At 62.3% G+C, this 18,518-nt stretch carries 19 protein-coding genes; 14 read left to right on the top strand and 5 right to left on the bottom strand.

Going from position 1 to position 18,518, the window contains the following annotated elements:
• Positions 1-9: 9 nt before the first annotated feature.
• Both astD and AC1DQQ_RS06185 read left to right on the top strand, forming a co-directional pair.
• Positions 10-1,422, top strand: coding sequence for a succinylglutamate-semialdehyde dehydrogenase (astD, locus tag AC1DQQ_RS06190; protein WP_478044594.1), 1,413 nt, complete (start codon positions 10-12; stop codon positions 1,420-1,422).
• 143 nt (positions 1,423-1,565) lie between these two features.
• Complete coding sequence (locus AC1DQQ_RS06185) at positions 1,566-2,210, top strand: RHS repeat domain-containing protein (protein ID WP_478044593.1); 645 nt, start codon at positions 1,566-1,568, stop codon at positions 2,208-2,210.
• Between the two features lie 91 nt (positions 2,211-2,301).
• Here the strand turns inward: AC1DQQ_RS06185 and AC1DQQ_RS06180 are convergent, their stop codons facing one another.
• The 3 genes from AC1DQQ_RS06180 to AC1DQQ_RS06170 form a co-directional block, all read right to left on the bottom strand.
• Positions 2,302-2,973, bottom strand: coding sequence for an REP-associated tyrosine transposase (locus AC1DQQ_RS06180; protein ID WP_478044592.1), 672 nt, complete (start codon positions 2,971-2,973; stop codon positions 2,302-2,304).
• Positions 2,974-3,398: 425 nt separating this feature from the next.
• A complete protein-coding gene (locus tag AC1DQQ_RS06175) occupies positions 3,399-7,637 on the bottom strand; it encodes an RHS repeat domain-containing protein (protein WP_478044590.1) in 4,239 nt (1,412 codons plus the stop codon).
• Positions 7,638-7,682: 45 nt separating this feature from the next.
• Positions 7,683-7,910 (bottom strand): hypothetical protein, encoded by a 228-nt coding sequence (locus tag AC1DQQ_RS06170; RefSeq protein WP_478044589.1) that lies wholly within the window; start codon positions 7,908-7,910, stop codon positions 7,683-7,685.
• 154 nt (positions 7,911-8,064) lie between these two features.
• Here AC1DQQ_RS06170 and AC1DQQ_RS06165 point away from each other — a divergent pair, with 154 nt between their 5' ends.
• The 7 genes from AC1DQQ_RS06165 (at position 8,065) to AC1DQQ_RS06135 (ending at position 12,810) form a co-directional block, all read left to right on the top strand.
• Entirely contained in the window at positions 8,065-8,598 is a 534-nt protein-coding gene (locus AC1DQQ_RS06165) for an AAA family ATPase (protein ID WP_478044588.1), read from the top strand.
• A gap of 54 nt (positions 8,599-8,652) precedes the next feature.
• Positions 8,653-8,841: a hypothetical protein gene (locus AC1DQQ_RS06160; RefSeq protein ID WP_478041853.1), complete on the top strand. Its 189-nt coding sequence runs from the start codon at positions 8,653-8,655 to the stop codon at positions 8,839-8,841.
• Positions 8,842-8,922: 81 nt separating this feature from the next.
• Positions 8,923-9,711: a uroporphyrinogen-III C-methyltransferase gene (gene cobA / locus AC1DQQ_RS06155; RefSeq protein WP_478041854.1), complete on the top strand. Its 789-nt coding sequence runs from the start codon at positions 8,923-8,925 to the stop codon at positions 9,709-9,711.
• Complete coding sequence (locus AC1DQQ_RS06150) at positions 9,708-10,004, top strand: DUF2849 domain-containing protein (RefSeq protein ID WP_478029403.1); 297 nt, start codon at positions 9,708-9,710, stop codon at positions 10,002-10,004. The genes cobA and AC1DQQ_RS06150 overlap by 4 nt, the downstream gene beginning before the upstream one ends.
• Positions 10,004-11,635, top strand: a complete 1,632-nt coding sequence (locus tag AC1DQQ_RS06145; RefSeq protein WP_478044586.1) for a nitrite/sulfite reductase — start codon at positions 10,004-10,006, stop codon at positions 11,633-11,635. The genes AC1DQQ_RS06150 and AC1DQQ_RS06145 overlap by 1 nt, the downstream gene beginning before the upstream one ends.
• Positions 11,628-12,059 carry a DUF934 domain-containing protein gene (locus tag AC1DQQ_RS06140; protein ID WP_478041856.1) on the top strand — a complete coding sequence of 144 codons (432 nt, stop codon included), beginning with the start codon at positions 11,628-11,630 and terminating at the stop codon, positions 12,057-12,059. The genes AC1DQQ_RS06145 and AC1DQQ_RS06140 overlap by 8 nt, the downstream gene beginning before the upstream one ends.
• Complete coding sequence (locus AC1DQQ_RS06135; RefSeq protein ID WP_478029409.1) at positions 12,052-12,810, top strand: phosphoadenylyl-sulfate reductase; 759 nt, start codon at positions 12,052-12,054, stop codon at positions 12,808-12,810. The genes AC1DQQ_RS06140 and AC1DQQ_RS06135 overlap by 8 nt, the downstream gene beginning before the upstream one ends.
• A gap of 186 nt (positions 12,811-12,996) precedes the next feature.
• On the opposite strand, the gene AC1DQQ_RS06130 is transcribed toward AC1DQQ_RS06135, so the two are convergent.
• Entirely contained in the window at positions 12,997-14,505 is a 1,509-nt protein-coding gene (locus AC1DQQ_RS06130; protein ID WP_478029410.1) for a replicative DNA helicase, read from the bottom strand.
• An 83-nt stretch (positions 14,506-14,588) separates the two neighbouring features.
• On the opposite strand from AC1DQQ_RS06130, the gene AC1DQQ_RS06125 reads away from it, so the two are divergent.
• From AC1DQQ_RS06125 to AC1DQQ_RS06115, 3 genes are read left to right on the top strand one after another with little or no spacing between them, the layout of a single operon-like run.
• A complete protein-coding gene (locus tag AC1DQQ_RS06125) occupies positions 14,589-15,071 on the top strand; it encodes a UPF0262 family protein (RefSeq protein WP_478029412.1) in 483 nt (160 codons plus the stop codon).
• The gene (locus AC1DQQ_RS06120; RefSeq protein ID WP_478041898.1) at positions 15,071-15,742 is read left to right on the top strand and encodes a GH25 family lysozyme; all 672 of its coding nucleotides are present in this window, start codon (positions 15,071-15,073) and stop codon (positions 15,740-15,742) included. The genes AC1DQQ_RS06125 and AC1DQQ_RS06120 overlap by 1 nt, the downstream gene beginning before the upstream one ends.
• Entirely contained in the window at positions 15,739-16,182 is a 444-nt protein-coding gene (locus AC1DQQ_RS06115) for a cytidine deaminase (RefSeq protein WP_478041857.1), read from the top strand. Before AC1DQQ_RS06120 ends, AC1DQQ_RS06115 begins: the two co-directional genes overlap by 4 nt.
• Positions 16,183-16,222: 40 nt before the next feature.
• On the opposite strand, the gene AC1DQQ_RS06110 is transcribed toward AC1DQQ_RS06115, so the two are convergent.
• Entirely contained in the window at positions 16,223-16,912 is a 690-nt protein-coding gene (locus AC1DQQ_RS06110; RefSeq protein WP_478044585.1) for a hypothetical protein, read from the bottom strand.
• A 96-nt stretch (positions 16,913-17,008) separates the two neighbouring features.
• On the opposite strand from AC1DQQ_RS06110, the gene dcd reads away from it, so the two are divergent.
• Together dcd and AC1DQQ_RS06100 are read left to right on the top strand one after the other, a co-directional pair.
• A complete protein-coding gene (gene dcd / locus AC1DQQ_RS06105; RefSeq protein ID WP_066824368.1) occupies positions 17,009-17,563 on the top strand; it encodes a dCTP deaminase in 555 nt (184 codons plus the stop codon).
• Positions 17,564-17,673: 110 nt separating this feature from the next.
• Complete coding sequence (locus AC1DQQ_RS06100; protein WP_478044583.1) at positions 17,674-18,447, top strand: nuclear transport factor 2 family protein; 774 nt, start codon at positions 17,674-17,676, stop codon at positions 18,445-18,447.
• Positions 18,448-18,518 lie beyond the last annotated feature (71 nt).

The following is an 18,518-nucleotide window of genomic DNA, read 5'->3' as shown; positions in this document are numbered from 1 at the left end:
CCGTGATCGATGTCGGATGAACTTCTTTCCTACGAACCGGCGACCGGCGCCTTGCTGTGGCGCCACGCGATCGGCGATGCCGACAGCGAAGTCGCGGCCGCGCGAGAGAGCTGGGCCGAATGGGCGGCCAAGCCGGTCACCTTTCGTATCGAGACGCTGCGCCGCTATGCCAATGTTGTCCGCGCCCGCACCGATGCCTTCACCGACCTGATCGCGCGCGAGACCGGCAAGCCGTTATGGGAAGCCAAGACCGAGGTCGATTCGGTTATCGCCAAGGTCGACATTTCGGCCGGCGCCTTTGCCGAGCGCACCGGCCAGCGCCAGCTCGATTCCCCGATGGGCAGCCGTATGGCACTGCGCCACAAACCGCACGGCGTGCTCGCGGTGCTGGGCCCGTATAATTTCCCCGCGCATCTGCCCAACGGCCACATCGTCCCGGCACTGATCGCGGGCAACGCGGTGGTGTTCAAGCCGTCAGAAAAGACCCCCGCGACCGGCGCGTTCATGGTCGACTGCCTGCATGAGGCAGGCGTGCCCCAAGGCTGCGCGCGGTTGCTGATCGGCGGGCCGGCAGAGGGCAAGGCGCTAGCCGGGCATGACGGCATCGACGGGCTGTTGTTCACCGGGTCGGCGCGCACCGGCATCGCGCTCAACCGCCAATTCGCCGATCGCCCCGAAAAGATCCTGGCGCTCGAAATGGGCGGCAACAACCCGATCATCGTGTGGGACACGCCCGATCTCCACGCCGCGGCGATCGTGATCATCCAGTCGGCCTTTACCACCGCCGGGCAACGCTGCACCGCCGCGCGCCGGTTGATCGTCGACGAGGCTTTGTACGAACCGCTGATGGCCGAGCTGCTCAAGCTCACCAGCCGGTTGATCGTCGGCGATCCGCACGCCGATCCGCAGCCCTTCATGGGCCCGGTGATCGACAATGAGGTCGCCGATTTGCTGACCGAAAGCTTCCTCGAACTGATGATGCGCGGCGGGCGCCCCTTGCGCCACATGGAGCGGCCGTTCGACGACAAGCCGTTCCTGACCCCCGGCATTCTCGACGCGACCGACATGGCCGACCGCCCCGACATCGAATTGTTCGGCCCGATCCTCCAGGTGATCCGCGCCACGGACTTCGACGAGGCGATCGCTGAAGCCAACAACACCCGTTACGGCCTGTCGGCCAGCCTGATCAGCCAGACCCCGGACCTCTACAACCGCTTCTGGGCGAATGCCCGCGCGGGCATCGTCAACTGGAACCGCCCGACCAACGGCGCGAGTTCGGCGGCGCCATTCGGCGGTGTCGGCTGGAGCGGCAACCACCGGCCCAGCGCTTATTACGCGGCGGATTATTGCGCCTATCCGGTGGTGTCGAACGAGGCGGATCAGGCGCGGGCTTCGATCGCGGTGGGGTTGCGCGAGGGGTAAGCCGGCCGGTTGGTTTCGGCCTGTACTCCCGAGGATGCCTACCTACAATAAATTAGCACCAATACTGACCGATAAGTCACTTGCATTGATCGATTTTTCCTGGCCTGTTGCTGCTATTGCGGAGTCAACGGTCGGGGGGATTCATGGCACAGATGAAGGCGTCTCCAGTCAGCGCGGTAGCTGGTTTCCTGGCGCTGAGCCTTGCCGCGAGCATCGCTGCGCCGCCAGCCTACGGCCAATCGTCTGCGACCACATATCAATATGATGCGCTAGGCCGGCTAACGACTGTCCAAACCGGCGATGGAGTAAAGTCGACCTATTCGTTCGACCCTGCCGACAATCGTGCCAACGTTACCGTACAGCGCCAGACCGACACCAATTCTTCTCAGGAAAAATGGGAAGCGGAAGCCCTCCCTCACGCGACCGGCTATGCCGAATATTCCGGCTGGGCTGCGAATACTAGCCAACCCGTCACCGCGATGGTCTATGGCCCCTACACGAACGGCGTCCCGGCGGGAGGTCACACCGCCGTCTGGCGGATAATGATCGACAACAATTCCAATCCCAGTCCCGATGCTGTGGTGGTGCTGGACGTTAACGATGCGGATGCGGACCAGGTCCTCGCTAGCCGCGCACTAACATGGACCTCGTTCGCAGCGCCCATGGCCTATCAAGTCTTCGAGCTACCCTTCACGGTAGATTCTACGCGTGTGGGCCATCATCTGGAATTCCGAGTTTGGTATGAGCGCAAGGCGTATATCAACGTCGACTGGGTAGCGCGCATCTAAGCCCGGAAGTTTCGATCGGCGCGCGCTTCTCTCTCGCGATCGATCGGTTGCCCAAACGAACGGGCATTACGGGAATTACGGTTCCACTTTATTAAATGCACGAAGCTTTTGGCTTCGGGCCGCGCTTCTGCGGCGCGAGTGTCCGACCGGTTCGTTTCTCGATCTCCTCGATCCAATCGCACGCGCCGATCGGCCGGCCGCTTGTCTCCGACTTTCGCAGCGCTTGCCAAGCCTCTGTATAGTCTGCGGGCGTACCCAGAAAGGCGGCGAAATCGTCATATCGGTCCAGCGCCGGTCGGACGGTGACCAATGCGTCGTCCACGCCCGCGAAATGTGCGCGGACGCTCGACCACGGCCAATCTTCCGCGCGATCGACCAATCGTGCCCGCACCGGGTTGAGCGCGACATAGCGCATCGCGTGGCCAAGATGCTCCTCATCCATCACCACCGCCCCGAACCGACCTTGCCACAAATGCCCGGTCCAGCGTTGGCGCGCATTGATGAAGCCGGTATAGCGGCGATGCGCATCGGCGAACGTACGACGCAGGCCGTCCTCGTCTGATGGTACCACGATGACATGGACGTGATTGGGCATCAGGCAATAAGCCCATATTTGAGCGCCCCCGCGTCGCGCAGCCTCAGCCAGGAAGTCGCGGTAAAGCACGTAGTCGGCATCCCCGAGGAACACCTGCTGCCGGCGATTGCCGCGCTGCGTCACGTGATATGGATAGCCGGGCAGCACGAGGCGAGGGAGACGAGGCATGGCGCGGCGATAGCCCATGCCGGCCACGCACGGCGGCGAACTGGCTCCAATTTGGTGCTTTTAGTAAACTGGAACCGTAATTCGAACCGTAATTCCCAGCATCTTAAATGGTGGCTTTTTAACCTCTTATTCCCAATCTTTTACGAGCATATATTAAAAATAGAAGAGATATACCGAATACCCCAGCCCCACCATCTCCTCCGTAAGATAAAATATTTATGCGCTGGGCATCCGTTCGACTAAGACAGATTTTCTCTCCTTTTATCTCCAGTACAGAAAGATTATCATGACGCTTTTTACATAGCGTCAAATCATATCTCGGCACCTTCTGTAAGGTCCTATTGAAAAGAATAGCGCATCCAAAAAATATAATGAAAGACACTGGCAGTAAAAACTTGGCAATCCGTGAAATTACGAGCGACATATTATTGGCATCCTATCAAGGACATGAGATTAATACTTCTCGACAAAAACGTGTCTGTCGCTCCGACGCCGCCAGATGCTCCCGTTCCGCCGCCTAGCGTTGTAGACATACCACTGACGGGCTTCCCATCTGCACCCGTGCCTTGAAAAGTTTCGACATTAGCTGGCCCTAAATTCCCAGTCTGTGACGAGAAGAGGCCGCGCATGTCGGCGACTGATCGCGCGTTGTTTGAACCTAACGCTGTCAGGCCACCGTTCGCACTCCCCGTGCCGATGGAACTGTACCCCCCGGCGGTGAAGTATGCGGCAATGTTCCACTTGCCATCAATAAGAAGGCCGCCCGACACGCTTCCAGAAAAGCCTCTCCGAGTACCCGGAATTGATGGAGTACTTCCAGATGCTGATGCACCAATTCCAGCCACTCCAGATCCGTTTCTAAAAAGCTTGCAATAAAATGGCTTCGCCGTTCGCCCACCTGCTTTGGGTTGAGGCTTTGGTTTGGTTTGATGTCCTGTAACGATGATATCGGGCTCATCGGGTTGTTCACCCGCTTCCGGTGTAAAGATCGCCCCCGGCACGCCATTAACGAAAGCGTCCCAGCTGTTGAAGCTTACCCAACCACCACCAGCGTCGCCGTGAATAACAGCAGTATCAGTGAGCATCCCCGATGGATCAGACGCATTCACCGGATCCCCACCCACATAATTATACCAATTCATCCCATCGCCATAGCCGATCGGATCGGTCTGCATGAACCGTCCGAGCGTCGGCGAGTATATCCGCGCTTTGTAGTAATACATGCCAAGCTCGGGCAGCCAGACTTGCCCGGTATACTGACGCCGAAGCGTGTTGCTGACGCCCGGAATGCCATATTCGTCATAGGCGTTGATGCCGACGCTATTGCCCGACGCATCGGTTCCGCCGATCACCGAACCGCGTTCGTCGGCCACCGCCCAGGTCTTGGCACCCGCCGCGGTAATCTCGAGCAACTCCTCATCCGCTCCCGGGCCCAGGATATAGCGTTGCGTCAAGGCGCCGGACGAGGCGAGGTACGAAGCGATCAGTTGGTCACCGTCATAGAGATAGTTGCTCGCGGCGACCGTAGCACTGCCCGACTGATAGAGGCGCATCAACGGATCGTAGGTCAGGCTCGCCGAATTTGGCCCTGTCAGCAACAGATTTTCCGTGCTGTAGGTATAGATGTTGCTACCCGAGGCGGTCAGGTTGCCCCGCGCGTCATAGCCGAAGGTCGTGCTGGTAGTGGCGTTATACTGGTTGAGCCCGTTCGACGTGTAGTTGCGCGCGACATTGGCGGCGCCGGTCCACGCGTAGGCGTTGTTGGATCGCGTCGTCGATGTGATCTGCGAGGCCGGATTGTAGTTGAAGCCTAGCGTAAGGTCGTTGGTCGTGCCCGTGAGGTCCGAGGCTAGCGACGACAGCCGCGAGACAGGATCGAACGAATAGGTAGTGACCACGCCATTGCCGCGGGTCAGCGTTTTTCTGCGTCCAAGATCGTCATATGCATAGGTCCCAAGCGTGGTGGTGCCGTTTTCCTTTATCGTCGCCATCTCACCAGTGACCTGGTAATCGTAGGTCACATAATAAGCGTCCGGCCAAGTCAGTCGTGTCCGCCTGCCGGCAGCGTCATATTGATAACCGACCGTCCCCAGCGGTCCGCCCTGGGTGAGATTGCGGCCGAGCGCGTCATAGGAAAAGGTCAGTGTCTGCGTATATTTGATTACCGTCAGCAGGCGCCCCAGCAAGTCATAGGTATAGGCGGCATCCGGATCGCCGGGCGGCAGGTCCTTGTAGGTCACCCGGTTGAGATTGTCGTAGGCAAAGTTGATCGGCGTTCCGCCGCGCAGCAAGCGCGTGGTGACGTTGCCGTTGGCGTCGTACGTCAACTGCTCGTAATCGGTCGTGGAACTCGTGCCCGACCCCTTCGTGGTCGACGGATAGTTCGTCTTCCACAGCCGGTCGAAGCCGTCATAGGTATAGCTGGTCTTGTTGCCATTGGCGTCGGTCGCCGTCGCGACCTGCCCGTTGTCGCTATAGGTTGCCGCCGCCTCGTCCGACGCGTCCGCAGTCCCATAGGCCGAGGTCGTCTTGGTGACGCGGTCGGCATTGTCATAGGTCATCTTGGTGATGCGATCGGCATCACCAGTACCCGTCGTCGGCGTGCAGGCTGAGGGCAGCGAGCCGTAAGTGCTCGGCTTCATCCGCACGGCGCTGCAATCGAGCCGGCCGTCGGTGTCGTAACTATACTGAGTCAGCGCATAGGTCGTGCCGCCAGCGGTCACTGCAACCTGCGCCTTGCGGTCAGCGGCATCGAGCGTGGTGGCGACCTGTTGCAGTGAACTGAAGGCCGACCAGTCCGTATCGGCAGTGCCGTTGACCGTTCCCGCCTCGACGAGAGTCGCGATGCCGCGGTCGTTATACGTCGTCCGTACCGCGCGGCGCTTGAGCGCGCCCGCACCATCGGGATCGGCGCTGACGACGCCCACCTGTTCGCGATCGGCATCGTAGCGATAGGTCGTCGTGTCCGCCGTCCCGGCAAGCGGGCCGTCGACGGTCTGGACGTTGCCGACATCGTCATAGCCGATCGTGGTGGTCGCCGTCACGCTGCCGTCGCCGGCAGCCTTGGTCACCGTGTTGGGCAACAGATTGCTGTTATAGCCGATCGTCGTCTTCACCTCGTCGGCCGTGCCGACGCAAGATGCGGTCGTCTGGCAGGTCGAGGTGCCCGTCAGCAACTGGACGCCGCTGGTCGCGGTATAACTGTAGGTCGCCTTCGGCCGCGTCCCGCCGGCAGTCGCTGCGGGCGATGTCACGGTCAGCAGATTGCCGGTGGTCGGATCATAGGTGTAGTCGGTCTGGTTGCCCTTGGCGTCCTTGGTCCAATTGGGCTGATTGCAGGTGGCGGCATTGCTGCAGGTCGCGTCATAGTTCGCGGTCGTGACGATGTCTGACAGACCCGACCCGCTCTTCGCGACGTTACGCGTCTCGGAGACGTTGCCGCGCGCATCATAGGTGTATTGGGTGTAATTGCCCTCGGGCGCCGTCGCGCGTGTGACGCGGCCGTTCGCGTCATATTGCCAGCTCGTCGTCTTGCTCAGCGGATTGGTCATGCTGAGCCTGCGGTTGGACGCGATGTCGAACGTGTAGACGGTCGCATGGCCGCCGGGATCGGTCACGGTCGTGGTGCGAACACCAGCAGCGTCCGCATAGCCATAAGTCGTCGTTCCGACCGGATTGGTCACGCTCGATACCCGACCCGACCCGTCATAGCCGATCGTGATATCCTCGGCCGCTTTGCCAGGCCGCTTGATCCCGGCGACGATCAGCCCACCAGCGGTCGAATTGTAATTCTCGCGATAGGTGGTCGAGCGACCCATCGCATCCGCTATGGTGAGGTAGCTGTTGGATCCGGAACTCGAAGGAGTGAAACTCTGGGTGCGGACCGAAGCTCCCGTTACCGCCAAATTGGTAACCGACACGCCGGTGGCATCTCCCCAGCCCGGTGGCTCGCTATAAGCCACATTGGGGTCGATCGCGTCGGGATCCCAATTACCGTATTGAAACGTCAGCCGATATTGGGAGTTAGCAACCGTGCTTATTCGATAGGCGGTGGTGTGTTGAACACACACTTCACCATCGCCGACGATTTTTGTCTTCGAACAAAACGAATAATTATCGTATGAATAAGAAAATACCGTCCCATCCGGCTTGGTGACGCTAACGACATTCCCCTGAATATTCCCGTAAGGGTAGAAGCCGACATACACAGTCGAAAACAGCGTTACTGTCCCATCAGCGGCCGTATAGGTGTAATTGGACCCGCTTGACGTCAGCGTGGCGCCGTCGCCTTCGGTCGATGTATAGACACCGCCCGAGTTCGTGAATCTGTCGGTGACGCTTCCGAATGATACATAGACCGTTGTGCCGCTGACAGTCAGCGTCGCCGTGAGCGAGTCACCCCATCCCTTTGCGCCGCGAACGAACTTCCGCCAGGTGATCCCATGTTTCTGGCCATCGCCGACCGACAGCGTCGGACCATCGACATTTGCCGTACCCAAGAACAGATCGACGCCATTGGCATCGATGTCGCTACGGACGGGAGATGGGGCGGCGACCTGGGCATAGGCCGGAACCGCCAGCCCCGAACAAAGTATCGTCGACACCGCCAGCAACGCGCGACGCGCGCGCAACCGCGCACGTTCGACATGGGTCGAGTTCGTCATGGTGAAACCCCTGCAGGAAATGGAAAAGCGAGAAAAATGACTGCCCTACGGCGCGCCGGTCACGTTCACGTTGACGCGGTTGTCCGCCTTGTCGAAGCTGTAGTTCGACACGACGTTGTTGTTGACGGTGCCCGTATGAGCGACCTTCACCAGTCGCCCCTTGGCATCATAAGTGTAATTGACCGTCTCGGATGCCCCGGCCATGCCGGTCGCCATTGCGGCGAGCATTATCGAACCGGCGCAGACAGTCAGCGCCGTAGCTAATCGAGCCATTATTTGCCCCCTGATTCGGAACACGGCAGAGGCTGTTTCACAATCTCCAACTTGGCAATGGAAACTATTTGATAAACCAACAAATCGTGTCCGTTCTGGACAAGAAGGTGAGTCGCGCCGCGACTTCTTCATCGCTCCACTTTGGCGTGAGCGCATGAGCGACTTCTTCGTCATTTCGGGTTGCTCAGGCGGTGGGAAGTCAAGCGTGCTCGCCGAACTCGCCCGGCGCGGCTTCGCCACGATCGAGGAGCCGGGCCGACGTGTGGTTCGCGAAGAGCTCGCGTCGGGCGGCGAAGCCGTGCCGTGGATCGACGGCATCGCCTTTGCGCGCCGGATCAGTGCACTGGCCAGGCAGGATCATGAAGCGGCGCGAGCCCTGCCCGGCCCCGTCTTCTTCGACCGCGGGCTCATAGACGCCGCGGTCGCGCTTGAGCACTTGACGGGTGAAGTGGTGCTGGCCGATCTTGCCGCGCGCTACCGTTATTCCAGCCAGGTCTTCCTTGCCCCGCCCTGGCCCGAATTGTTCGTCTCCGACGCCGAGCGGCGGCACGATTTCGCCTCGGCGGTCGCCGAATATGATCGGCTTGCGATCGCCTATCCGGCGCTCGGATACGACGTGATCCTGCTGCCGAAGGTCAGCGTCGCCGAACGTCTTGCCTTCATCCTCGAACGGGTCGGGACGAACTGAATCAAGTTGCGATGAGATGTGGAACCCGTCCGCGATTCGTGAATTAGCCGGGATGTGAAGCCTGCCAACGACCTGTCCATTCCCGCCCGCGCGCTCCGTCTCAAAACCGAAGCCGGCAATTGCCTGACCATTGCGGTGGGCAAGTCCGATCCGGTGTTCGCCGGCGAGTTGATCGACGAAGCCATGCGCCTGATGCGTCGCGCGCAGGAGCTCGCTAGCCGCGCATCGGGCGGTAAGGACTGACGCGCCGCAAAGTTTCGCTATTCCAGCCAGTAGCAAGCGTCGGTTGCCCGTGCCGCGTCCGCGGCCCATCTGCCCTGCATCATGGCGACACTTCTCGATCCGCACGCGCGTGGACGCGTCATCCTGGTCGGTGCCGGCCCCGGCGACCCCGGCCTGCTCACCGTGCGCGCGGTTGAGGCGCTCAAGAGCGCCGACGTCGTCGTGCATGACGGGCTGATCGACCCGGCGGTGCTCGACATCGCGCCGGCCGACGCGCACCGCATCTCGGTCGCCAAGCGGCGTAGCAAGCACACTTTGTCGCAAGACGCGATCAACGCGCTGATCGTCGCGCATGTGAAGGCCGGCTCGATCGTCGTGCGGCTGAAGGGCGGCGATCCGTTCATCTTCGGCCGCGGCGGCGAAGAGGTGGAAGCGGTGCGCGCCGCCGGCCTGCCGGTCGAGGTCATTCCCGGCGTGTCGGCTGCGCTCGGTTGCGCGGCGGAAGCGATGCTACCCCTCACCCATCGCGATCATTCGTCCGCGGTCAGCTTCGTCGCCGGCCAGTGCAAGGGCCTGGCCGATCAGAATTGGTCGGGGCTAGCTGGCAAAGGCCGTACGCTCGTCATCTATATGGGCGTCGCGACCTGCCCGGATATCGCCGACAAGTTGATGGCCGATGGCGTCGCGCCCGATATGCCGGTCGCGGTGCTGGAGCGCGGGACGCTGGTCGGGCATCGCGCGATCAAGACATTGCTCGCCGACCTTGGCCCGATGGTCGAGCGCGAGAAGGTGCAGAGCCCGGCGATCATTGTCGTCGGTGAAGTCGTCGAGCTGTCCGATGCGGAGGACAAGCTCGCACGCTGGGCGAAGATGGCGGAGGCAGCGGCGTGAAGATCTTGACGGGCAACGATCTGCCGACCGGCGACGTGATCTGGTGGACCGGCAGCGGCTGGTCGCGCCATATCGAGGATGCCGCCGATGTTGGCGATCAGGGCGACGCGATCCTGCAGGCCGAGGACGGCGCACGCCGCGTCAACGGCGGCTATATCATCGACGCCACTCCAACATCGGAAGGACCCCGCCCCGCGCATATCAAGGACCGCATTCGCGCCCTGGGCCCGACCGTGCGGCCCGATCTGACGCTTAAGCCAAGCGATCCCAACGCCGGTAACTGGGTTATCTGATGTACAAATACGACCAATTTGACCAGGCGATCGTCGATGCGCGGGTCGACGAATTCCGCGATCAGGTGCGCCGCCGTCTCGCCGGGCAGATCACCGAGGACCAGTTCAAGCCGCTGCGGTTGATGAACGGCCTCTATCTCCAGCTCCACGCCTATATGCTGCGCGTAGCGGTGCCCTATGGCACGCTCGACGGCCGTCAGATGCGAATGCTCGGGCATATCGCGCGCAAATACGATCGCGGTTACGGCCATTTCACCACGCGTCAGAACATCCAGTACAATTGGATCAAGCTGGAGGACGCGCCGGATATCCTCGCCGACCTCGCGACGGTCGAGATGCACGCGATCCAGACCAGCGGCAATTGTATCCGCAATATCTCGTCGGACCAGTTCGCCGGGGCCGCCGCGGACGAGATCGCCGACCCACGCCCCTGGGCCGAATTGCTCCGCCAGTGGAGCAGTTTCCACCCCGAATTCAGCTATTTGCCGCGCAAGTTCAAGATCGCTGTGATCGCGGCGCCGGAAGATCGGGCGGCGATGCGGCTGCACGATATCGGCATCGAGCTGGTCAAGCGCGACGGTGCGCTCGGCGCCCGCATCTTCGTCGGTGGCGGCATGGGCCGCACCCCGATGATCGCTCCCGAAATCAATGACTTCGTCGCCGCCGACGATCTGATGAGCTATCTCGAGGCGTGCCTGCGCGTCTACAATCGCTACGGCCGGCGCGACAATATCTACAAGGCGCGTATCAAGATCCTGATCCACGAACTCGGCGCGGACGAGTATCGACGCCAGGTCGAGCAGGAGTTCGCATTGGTCAAGGCGCTGGGCATCGATCCGCCTGCGGCCGAACTCGAGCGCATCACCGCTTTTTTCGCGCCGCCGGCGTTCGAAGCTGGCGCCAGCGACGCCATCGACCGCAGCGACCCCGATTTCGCGGTCTGGCTCGACCAGAACGTCAAGCCGCACAAGCAGCCGGGCTATGCAATCGTCAATATCAGCCTGAAGCCGGTCGGCGGCATTCCCGGCGACGCCTCGGCCGACCAGATCGACGTCATGGCCGATCTCGCCGAGCGTTATTCGTTCGACGAGCTACGCGTCACCCACGCGCAGAACATCGTTCTGCCGCACGTCCGCAAGGCCGACCTCTATACGGTGTGGCAGCGTCTGTCCGACGCCAAGCTTGCCGACGCCAATCTCGATTTGATCAGCGACATCATTGCCTGCCCCGGCCTCGATTATTGCAGCCTGGCCAATGCGCGGTCGATCCCGGTCGCTCAGAAGATCGCGACGCGTTTCGCCGATCTCGGTCGCCAGCGCGAACTGGGCGAATTGAAGCTCAAGATCTCTGGCTGCATCAATGCCTGCGGGCACCATCATGCCGGACACATCGGCATATTGGGCGTCGATAAGAAAGGCACCGAGAATTATCAGCTTTTGCTGGGCGGATCGGGCGCCGAAGACGCAAGCCTGGGTAAGATCACCGGTCCTGGCTTCAGCGAGGACGGCATCGTCGATGCGGTCGAGCGCGTGACCGACAAATATCTGCAAGTGCGCGAGGACGGGGAGCGCTTCCTCGATACCTACCGTCGCGTCGGCATCGACCCATTCAAGGAAGCGATCTATGGCTGACGACCTGCTGCGCTTCCGCGACGACGAAGCACATGACGAGCCGGCGGTGACGCTCGATTCGTTCCTTGCCGATCAGACCAACGCGACCGCGGTGCGGCTCGAATCGGGCGATGACGCGCGCGCGCTGATTCCCTTTCTCGATCGCCTGTCGCTGATCGAGGTATCCTTTCCCGTCTATCGCGACGGTCGCGGCTATTCGTCGGCACGAGTCCTGCGCGAGGCTGGCTATGTCGGCGAGTTGCGCGCCGCCGGCGACGTGCTGGTCGACCAGGTGCCGTTCATGCGTCGCTGCGGCTTCGACAGCTTCGCACCCGAAGCGCCGATCGATCCTGCGGTTCTCAAGGCGTCGCTCGATCGCTACGAATACCATTATCAGGCCGCCGCCGACGGCGCGGCACCCGTGTGGAAACTCCGGCATGGGTGAAGCATTGCGCAAGATCGACGTGATCGACACTTCCCCGGCCTTTACCCAGGCCGATGCGGACGCGCTCAACGCGCGGTTCGCCGGGGTCGACACGCTCGACATGCTGAAAGTGTTGTTTGCCGAGGGGATCCTTGGCAACACGGCCGTGGTGTCGTCGTTCGGCACCGAAAGCGCGGTGCTGCTCCACCTCATCGCGCGGGCTAATCCGGCGACGCCGGTAGTGTTCGTCGACACGCTCAAGATGTTCCCGGAAACCCTCGACTATCGCGATCTCCTGATGGAGACGTTCGGGCTGTCCGACAGCCGCACGGTCAAGCCCGACCCGGTCGTGCTCGCCGCCAGGGACGCGCAGGAATTGCGCTGGTCCTACGATCCCGACGGCTGCTGCGAGATCCGCAAGGTCGAGCCGCTGAAGCGCGCCAAGGCCGGGCTCGACAGCTGGATTTCAGGCCGCAAGGCGTTCCAGTCGCAAACCCGCCAGAACATCGCGCGGTTCGAGATCGAGGACGGCCGGCTCAAGGTCAATCCGCTCGGCGATTGGGTGAAGGCCGATCTCGACGCCTATTTCGCCGAATACGATCTGCCCCGCCACCCGCTCGAGGCGGACGGCTATCCGTCGATCGGCTGCCAGCCCTGCACGTCGAAAGTGCTGCCGGGCGAGGATCCGCGCGCGGGCCGCTGGCGCGGCTGGGAAAAGACCGAATGCGGGATCCACGTGCCCGAAAAGCCAGGCGAAGAGCCGGTTTTCTAAAGCTCATCACCGAGCCGGTTTTCTAAATATCGTCACCCCAGCGAAAGCTGGGGTCTCCAGCCGTATCGCGATACCGTTTGAGATCCCAGCTTTCGCTGGGATGACGGTTATGGGGCGAAAGCGCAATATTGCCCGAGACCGCAGCTTTCGCTGGGGTGACGAGCTGGCTTTCGCTGGGCTTACGGACTATTCATAATCCGGGCTGGCATAGTCCCCGGCGTAGTCGCTGAACAACGTATATTGAGGTTCGAACCGCAGGATGACCTTGCCGGTCGATCCGTGACGCTGCTTCGCGACGATCAGTTCGGCCAGTCCATGGACGCGCTCCATTTCCTGGCCCCATTTCGTATAGTCCTCGAACACCTTGGCGTCGTCGCCATCGACCGGTCTCTTGGGCTCCCGCGCGGCGACGTAATAATCCTCGCGATAAACGAACAGCACGACGTCGGCGTCCTGCTCGATCGACCCCGACTCGCGAAGGTCGGAGAGCTGCGGGCGCTTGTCCTCGCGGCTTTCGACCTGACGACTGAGCTGCGACAGCGCCAGTACAGGCACGTTAAGATCCTTCGCCAAGGTCTTCAACCCGCGGCTGATCTCCGAAATCTCCTGCACGCGATTGTCGCTCGCGCGCGAACCGCTGCCCGACAGCAGCTGGAGATAGTCGACTACCACCATCCCGATGCCATTTTCGCCGTGGCGCCGCTGCAATCGTCGCATCCGCGTATGAAGTTGCCCGATCGTCAGGCCGGCGGTGTCGTCGATCACGAATGGCAGGTTCTGCAATTCGCCGGCGGTCACTACCAACCGATCCATGTCCGCCTGGCTGATCTTGCCCATGCGCAGTTCCTGGCTCGAGATGCGCGACTGTTCAGCCAGCACGCGCGTCGCGAGCTGATCGGCCGACATTTCGAGGCTGAAGAACGCTACCTTGGCACCGATCCGTTGCTTGGGATCGATCCCGTCCTGCTCGTCCTGCATGTAGCGCTGCGCCGCGTTGAACGCGATATTAGTGGCTAGCGACGTTTTGCCCATGCCCGGTCGCCCCGCCAGAATGATCAAGTCGGAGCGATGGAAGCCACCCATCTTGCCGTTGACCGAGCTTAGGCCGGTGGTGACCCCCGACACGCCGCCGCCCGAATTGAGCGCGCGGTCGGCCATCGCCACCGCCAATGTGGAGGCCTGGGCAAAGGTCTTGACCGATGCTTCGCTGCCGCCGTCGCCGGCGACCTTGAACAATTCCTCTTCGGCTGCTTCGATCTGCGCGCGCGGATTGACCTCTTGCGACGTGTCCATCGCCTTGTCGACCAGCTCGCGACCGACCCCGACCAAGGTGCGCAGCAGCGCCAAGTCATAGATTTGCTGGGCGAATTGCCGCGCGCCGATCAACCCCGCACCCGACCCAGTCAGCCGCGCCAGATAGCCCGGCCCACCCAATTCCTTCATCGCCGGATCGGCTTCGAACATCGGCCGCAGGCTGACCGGCGTCGCCGGCATCTGGGCATCGACCATCTTCTTGATCGCGCCGAAAATCCGCCCGTGCAGCGGCTCGAAGAAATGATCGGGCGTCAGCTTGTCGATTTCCTCGGCAATGCGGTTGTCGATCATCATCGCGCCGAGCAAGGCGGCCTCCGCCTCGACGTTCTGCGGAAGCGAGGGCGTCTCCGCCCCCGGCAAGGAATGAATCGCTGTCGCCATGGCGCCCTTCTACGCCACTCCCCCGCCGGGACAAAGCCAGCAGCGCTGTGGATAATCGCATTGGATGGGGATAAGCGCGGTCCGTGGCGGATCATCGCATCAAGGACATCACGCTCGACGACCGCACGATCGTGTGGCGCAGCGCGGACGTCGAACAGGAACGCCGCATCGCGATCTTCGACCTGCTCGAGGACAATGCCTTCCGCCCGTTGCGCGACTATCCCGACGGCTATGCCGGTCCCTATGTCCTCCATCTCGGGGTCGAGGAAGGCCGACTCGTGCTCGCGCTGTCACGCAAGGACGGCTCGCCGCTCGAAACATTGATCCTCTCGCTCGGCACGCTCAGACGGCCGATCAAGGATTATTTCGCGATCTGCGACAGTTATTACGAAGCGATCCGCAACGCCACGCCGCAGCAGATCGAGACGGTAGACATGGCCCGACGCGGCATCCACAATGATGCCGCCGAGCTCTTGAAGGAGCGGCTGGGGGGCAAGATCGACGTCGATTTCAACACCGCGCGGCGGCTGTTCACGCTGATCTGCGTGCTGCACATCCGCGCGTGATGCGGCGCCTGGCATTGCCGGTCGGCCTGGCGGTCGCGATGCTCGCGCTGGCCGGCGCGCTGTATCTGGTCGCGCGCGACTGGCGTCCATCGGCCAGCGACTATCAGTTTCAGGGCGTCGACGTGTCGGACGCCAATGGCGCGGTCGACTGGAACGCGGTCAAGGCGGCCGGCGCCGATTTCGGCTATGCCCGCGCGACCCAGGGCGGCGACCGCGACGCGCGGTTCGAGGACAATTGGCGCGGCATCGCGGACGCCGGCATGCGCCGCGGCGCGATCCACGCCTGGTCGCTGTGCCGGCTCGCCGCCGACCAGGCGAATAACTTCAACACCACCGTGCCCAAAGCGGACGACGCCTTGCCGCCGGCGCTCGAGGTGGATTTCATCGACGGGTGCAACGACCGGCCGTCGCGCGATGTCGTGCTGGAAGAACTCAAACGCTTCATCATCATGGTCGAAGCGCATACCGAGCGCCCCGTGCTGCTACTCGTATCGAAGCGGTTCGAAGCGAATTACGACGTGACGTCGGCGCTCGACCGCCCCATCTGGAGTGCACAGAACTTCTTTCCGCCGGATTATGCCGCGCGGCCATGGCGGATGTGGCGGGCGAGCGATATGCGGCGCATCGATGGGGTCGAAGGGCCGGTCAGTTGGGACGTGGTGACGAAATGAACGATACGGATATGGCCGAACGCCTGATCGAGGCGGCGCGCGGCGCGGCGGCGAATGCCTGGGCACCCTATTCGCGCTTCTCGGTCGGCGCCGCGCTACTGATGGTCGACGGCAGCATCGTCACCGGCGCCAATGTCGAGAATTCGAGCTACGGCCTGTCGCTCTGCGCCGAGACGGTGGCGGTGGCGAAGGCCAGTGCCGACGGACGGATGCGCGACGTCGTCGCGGTCGGCATCGTCGGCGGCATGACCGGCCAGGAGGGGGTCGAGCCGATCCTGCCCTGCGGCCGCTGCCGCCAGGTGCTCAACGAAGCCGCGCAGGCGGGCCGCCGCGATCTCGCAATCTGGTGCTCGGGGCTGACCGGCGGTCCGATTGCCAGCTACACGCTGGCAGAATTGCTGCCGCACGCATTCGGGCCCGCCAATCTCGGCATTGCCTGAGCAGGACACCCCTCCCTGCCAGGGAGGGGACATCTGCGTCCTACCGTACCGTCCGCGTGACCTTGCCGGCGGCGTCGCGCAACTCGACGCTCGGCGTGCCGTCTTTCCCGACCCCGAGCGTCAGGCGCGGCCTGCCCTGCGGATCGCTCAGCACAAGCGCGACCGTGCCGTCCGTCGATCGGCCGAGCCATGCCCGCCGTGCGTTGCTGAACCCCGCTTTGGCGAGCAGTGCGTCGCGATCCGGCCCCGCCACCATGGTCCGGGCCTTGAGCCCCGCCGCAACATCCATCGGCGCATCGGGACGGTCGTTGATCGCGAGTCCGACATGACGGTCCTTGCCGTCCTCTATACTGATCAATTGCAGCGTCTGATCCTGATGATAGCGATCGAAGGTGAAGCTGCCGCCATTGGTCGGTTTTCCGTCCTTCAACCCGCCGTCGAACACCAGCCCGCCATTCTCGTCGCCCTGGTCGTTGTAGAAGATCATCCCGGCTTCGGGCCGATTGGGATGCGGATATTCCTTGCCACCATAGATGAGGCCGGGGATCAGCGCGTGGTTGGAGATGGCGAGCCGCAGGGTCCCGTCGGGCTCGCGCACATTGATTCGCTGGACGTCGATCGTGTCGAACTTGGCTGCCGCAGGTGCCCCCGCCGCCAATGCCAGCCACGCCGTCGCCAGGGTCATCACCGCGGCATAGCCGCCAATCGCGCGCGAGGGATCGATCCGCATTCTGTCGTCTCCGTGGATTTCGCCAGCGCGCGGTACCGCGCCTCTTGCCCGATCGCTTTATTGCCGCGAAAGCTGCTGGCGAACAGGGAGTAGAGAATGGCGATCCTTTCCGACCGTTGGATTCGCGAGCAGGCAACGCAGCACGGTATGATCGAGCCGTTCGTCGAAGCACAGCGGCGCGAGGGATGCATCAGCTACGGCCTGTCGTCTTATGGCTATGACGCGCGCGTCGCCGACGAATTCAAGATCTTCACCAACGTCGATTCAGCGACGGTCGATCCCAAGGATTTCGCCGCGAACAGCTTCGTCGACCGCAAGACCGATTGCTGCATCATCCCGCCCAACAGTTTCGCCCTGGCGCGAACCGTCGAATATTTCCGCGTACCGCGCGACGTGCTGGTGATCTGCCTGGGCAAGTCGACCTATGCGCGCTGCGGCATCATCGTGAACGTCACCCCGCTAGAGCCCGAATGGGAGGGCCATGTGACGCTCGAATTCTCCAACACCACCCCGCTGCCGGCCAAGATATACGCCAATGAGGGCGCGTGCCAGTTCCTGTTCCTGCAGGGCAACGAGCCCTGCGAGACGAGCTATGCCGACCGCGCGGGCAAATATATGGGGCAACGCGGGGTGACTTTGCCGCGACTCTGAGCGCGGATAAGACATCCGCCAACCCTTAGCGGGCGTAAAGTGTTGAAGCCCGTGGCAAAGCCTGCTGTGTGCGTGTATTGCTATAGCAATACACAAAGGAGAGCGCGACGATGTTGCGGCGCCTGAGCTTGTCGATCGCCGTTGCCGGCGCAACGGTCGCGATCGCCCCTGTTGCTGCACAATCGACGTCATCCCCAATGTCGCCGGACGAGCGAGCCGTACGCGAGGCCGATGATGCCTTCTGGCGCGCCTTCAACGCCTGCGACGCGGCAGCCATGATCCCATTTCTCGCGGACGATGTTGAATTCTATCATGACATGACCGGTCTGACCCGCTCGCGCGAAGCGGTTGCCGCCTCCTTGATGAAGGGACCGTGCGGTACTCCCCACCTGCGTATGCGTCGGGAGCTGGTCGTACCAAGCCTGCTTTATCAGGCGATACCGGGCTATGGCGCCATGCTGGCTGGCGAGCATCTCTTCTATGCAAAGCAGGGAGATGCGCCCGAGAAGGCCGCGACCAATGCGCGGTTTCTGGTGATCTGGAAGCTTCAGTCCGGCCATTGGCTGATGACGCGAATCGTCAGCTACGACCACCGCCCTGTGCCCTATCGCCCACCGGCAACGGCGATCTCGATACCGCCCGATATGTTGAAACGCTATGTCGGTCGCTACCGCACCGGGGCTGGCGATGTGGCCGTCGCCGTCGAGAATGATCGGCTCGTGCTCCGGTCCGGCGGTCTTCGGGTTACGCTTGCCGCCAGTGCGCCCAACCGATTCTTCGCGCTGGAGCGCGATCTACGTATCGTTTTTGCGGACACGGACGCGCCTGCGATCAAGATCGAGGAGAACGGCGCCGTCGTCGCAGAGGGCCCGCGCTACCCCTGACCAAGGAACCGGCGCCGATTATCGCACCGAACTCCGCGTGTCCGGCATCAAGCGCCGAATGCGATGGGATC

Source organism: Sphingomonas sp. P4_G3, from assembly GCF_056401105.1.
This window is presented reverse-complemented; position numbering and strand designations above follow the sequence as displayed.